The following is a 4,691-nucleotide window of genomic DNA, read 5'->3' on the forward strand; positions in this document are numbered from 1 at the left end:
GTGAAAAATCTTCTCCATATTGTTCTGCTAAATTATTCAGCTTGTCTTCACTTAGTTGTTCTCCAGAACTATTTGAAATCTTGATCCCGGCTGGATCAAAATGCTCAATATTAGAATTTAACTTTGGTTGAGCTTCTCCAATTGCGCTTTCCTGTTCTTCCTGAGACATAGTCGACAATTCCGTTATTTCAGGAGCTTTTACTCCGATACCAGAGAGTCCCGGAACACCTTTAAACATGTTGTTCATCGAATTTGAAAGCTCCTTACCAAGTGTATTTATCTGAGGCTTGATTTTCTCATCAGCAATTTGCAACCAGATCTTATTCGGATCAATTCCCTGGTTAATAAGATAATCTGCTACACGTTTCATAATCTTATCATAGACACCAACTGCACGAAGCCCTTCAATTACTCCTTTAACAATTAATTTCTTGGGTCCTTTTGCTATCTTAGGAATTGCATAACTCAAAACTGCATCAACTATTAAATGCAATGGAACCAAATCTTTTGGAATTTCTAATGTTTTTAGTGTTTCTAAAGTATTACTAATTTTCCCTCCAAATTCCTGAGCATCCCCCTTACTGTTTTCAACAAAATGGCTTACTTTATGTCCCCGCAATCGAGAAAGTCTAAAGAAATTATCAATTATAAAATTAAAGAATGAGATCAATTTAGGACGCTTCAGCACAAACATCCGAATTCGTTTTATTAAATAATTAAATCGGAATTTAAGATTCTGAGTACCCCTGTAAAGTATTTTTGCAAGCCCTTTAATACCTCTCATCATTTTTGACAATTTGCTGCTTTTCTTTCGAATGCGAGGTTTCTTATTTTCTTCAGATTTTGCAAGAGGTGGTAATTTTATGCTATCGTCAAGGAAAAACTTCCAGAAATATTCTGGTTCAAGAAAATTCTTAAATTTCTCAAAACCTTCTTTAAGAAGCTTATCAGCATCACCAGTTAATAGACTTTTTATATGTTTAAATTCTTCGCCGGTTAACACCTGAAGTACACCTACTAATATTTCTCCCGCCATTACTGCCTGACCAACACCCGGAATAAAATATACAGGAGTCATTGCCCATTCTCCAACGGTTTCAATGGTTTCTCCAAGTGCCTTAAGCTGTTGCATTGTATCCTCAATGGCAATGATGGATCTGATTTTATTTAAAAGATAATCATCGTTATCCTTTACCTGTAACTCACGAGACCCGGAACCATCAACTTCCGCTTCAAACAGGGTGAACAGTACCTTTCCTTTCCGTTCTCGCCAGGGAATTTCCTTACCATCTATTTTAAGTACTGATGGGTTAATATCTTTTACCTTGGAAGGCTCCCATGCAATATTCCCGGTTTCGAGTTTAATGGCTGGTTTATAGCTGAAGTTAACATCAACTCCTTCAATCCTGTATATTTTCCCGCTATAAATAATTCCTTTATTCTTGGTGAAAGGCCTTCTGCTTTTTGATTCTTTGAGTTTATTACTGCTTTTTTCTCCAATGAGCCATTGACCTGCATATTGATTTTTTATGATTCGTGTTAATCCGTCGCGTAATGATTCCAGCGATTTAATTCGGAGAGAATGAAAGGCTCGGGGAAATTCCGGATCTAGATCACTCCAATGCTCTAAAATTTTATTTCCATAACTCAACGCACCAACTACGTGTGGTAATAGCTTACTAACAACATCAATTCGATTAGTGGTTGTATTCAAAAACAGCACTTTTTGATTCAGCAGCCTGCTATACATCAAGGGTGCCAATTCAAACAAGGTCATACTTAATTGCAACTTGACATCTGTAGCAGGAACAGCATTTTTTGCCAGGCTAAGTGTTCGTTCAATGGCCCTAAGGGGACTCGACCAGGTTCTTATATTGCCTTCATCAAATCTATTCCAGTATGGACGAATGACGTTTTTAATTATTACCCTGCGATGATGAGAAAACGCTTTACGTCGCAACTTATTTAGTTTTTTGGTTGGATTGGTAACCAATTTTTCAGTAGCAGAGCGATCCATCTCATCTAATTCCTTTTTCGCACTGGTATCTGTTTTTTCCTTACCTGCTGAATCTTCCTTTTCACTCAGATATTTAGCTAAACTGTTAAACCACTCCAAATCACTCATCGAAGCATTAGCAGGAATTATTTCAGGAAATAGTAGTTTAAGCGATTTTACCAATTCATCCATTTGACTAAATACCCAAACAACAATTCCGTTTTCCAGCCTATGTTTGTAGTAACTTCTTGGCACCAGATTTACATCTGAAGGAGCGAATTTCGCAGAGAATTCATTTTTAAACCTTTGATCTTGCTGTACAATAGCTCCAAACCTTTGTCTGTCTTTGTACTGTGGTGAATACCAAACATTCCTCAAAATAAATCGTCTTGGAATTACAGCATCCAATCCTTTGTTTATTTTATTAGTTTCTTCATTTACTTCGTTAATAATCGGAGTGTATTCTTCTGAATCCTGATCCTTAGAAGCATCATAATATTTGCCACCTCTTTTGGCAAGTTTTGCTTTCAACAATTCAATCTCCTGATTTATTAAGGCTCCATGCAGATATATGCTTACTAATCGAGCCAGGTATTCTGAATTATTGATTTCACCCGTATCCCTTATAAATTTATTTAAGAGTTTTTCACTTTTCCCTCCTACTTCATCCTGTTTCCACTCTACTTTTTCTCCAAAAGCTAATAGTGTTTCTTTTTGATTGTAATTGAACTTCGATTTTTGATTAGGGCTTCCTACTTCATTTGATAAGTTTAAAAGCCTTGAATAACCCAGCATTTCTGCTAATCTTGAAAACTTTGTTGCCAGGTATAAACGATTATATACTCTTAAGTTTCTGCTGTATTTTTCTTCTTCTTCTTTTTTATTGGTATCAATCTTCAGATATATAGATCGTATAAAGAATTGTAGTATTCCATATAATTCAATTAATGAACCTGACCTTTTCCGAACCTTATATCTTTGAAGCTGTATTTGTTTAATACTGATTTTTCGACTTAGTCGTATCAATTTCTTCAGAGCCTTATCGAAATTTTTGAGATGCGCTTTTTGTGAGGGTAGTTTTCCTTTTGATGTTAGATTGAAAACTTGTTTAGCAATGACGAGTAAGGGTGCTTCGTATATTTTAAACTCCTTAGCTTTAAATCCCTTTTTAATTTTCTTGGTAATCTCTTTGTTACCCTGCAAATATTTTGTGATGTTCTCTTTTGAAGAACTATAAAGTTTCTTTGCTCTGAACGATTCAGCATAAATATATCGCTTAACCTTATCCAAAAGGTATACTTCCTCCTCTGTAAGACTTTCATTCTTTGCTACCTCAGACCAGTCTGTTTGCATTAATTCTTCTGCAGCAAATTCTTTGACACCATAATCAATTGAACTGTGAACTCTTTTCTCAAGATTGTATAAATGCTTTTTTCTGAAATTATCAAGTCTGATAACTGCTTCTAATGCAATAAGATTTCGTTCACTTTTGAACAGGCCCACCTGGCTTTTTACCCTTCCCTTGATGAAGTTATATTTTTGCATCAAATCCCGTCTTCCAATTAATGTTTGTAAAGGTCTGAAGGGACCAAACAAATACATTCTGTAAGTATGTACATATCGGTAGGGAATATATGTTTTCACATCTTCATGTTCCGAAAGCCAGCTTAAATCTTTTTTTAGAACATTTTTATAGAACGAAGCACTATAAAAAGCGGTTTTACCAAAATAGTGCTTTGTCTTATCAGCCAATTGTGAGGCCTCAGAATACCATCCATGGAGTTTTAATACATCAAAATAAACATCTAAAACTATTGGAAGCGTTGTTTTTGAAGCGTGATTTACGATTCGTTGTTTAAGTAGTGGATCACTGGGATTCTTAAAAAAACTTTGAATCAACTTAATTTCGTTCCTTAGGATAGCATTATTCGGACTGGCATTTCGATGTTTAGTTAATACGTCATCCAACTTGGGAGATTTATTTGTTGTTCCTACAATGTTCAGAGCATTTGATAAATCATCAATATTTCGCTGAATTCTGCGAATACTTTTTCCTTGTTGAATGGTATGCGTAAGTTCATGAGCTAACAACCTCTGACCTGAACTTGAACCGGTATCATAATTTCCCCTGTTGAAATAAATATCATTCCCATGAGTAAATGCCTTTGCATTCAGTTCCTGATTCATTTGAGCTGCATGCGGACCTTTATGAACACGCACATTGCTAAAATCTGCATTCATGCTTGATTCCATCTGAGTCTGAGTGCTCTTATCCAAACTTTGACCAGCTCCCTTAGTTGCATTCAAACGACTCTCCAAATCAGAACTTACTGAATGATTATCGGTATCAGATGATTTTTGGATATTATTTTGACCCGATGCTTCTTCGTTACTCTCAAAAATGGGTTTTTTCTTAATATCAGTATCTTCACTAACCGGTAAGTCTCTCTGTTCCTCCAGGTCTGATTTCTTATCTAACTTAAGTGAAGATTTTTGGATATTGTTAGCAACAGATTTTTGAGTTGTAGATACACTATTGCTGTGCTTAGATTGTATTGGAGAGATAGTATTAAGTGAATTGCTACTTGCCTGTGGATTTGTTTTAACAATTACTGAAGAATTGTTTTGTTTTCGTTGGACTTTATTTATTGTTGGTAATTCCTGATTGCTTTCAAATATGGGTTTTCGTTGGAGT

Annotated in this window: 1 protein-coding gene; it reads right to left on the bottom strand. The window is 35.4% G+C overall.

Annotated elements, in window-relative coordinates; all coding sequences use genetic code 11:
- Positions 1 to 4,691, bottom strand: a 4,691-nt coding sequence (locus AC4MRQ_RS24960; protein WP_491200454.1) for an eCIS core domain-containing protein, incomplete at both ends; no start/stop codon positions are given.

The organism is Carboxylicivirga sp., from assembly GCF_982718395.1.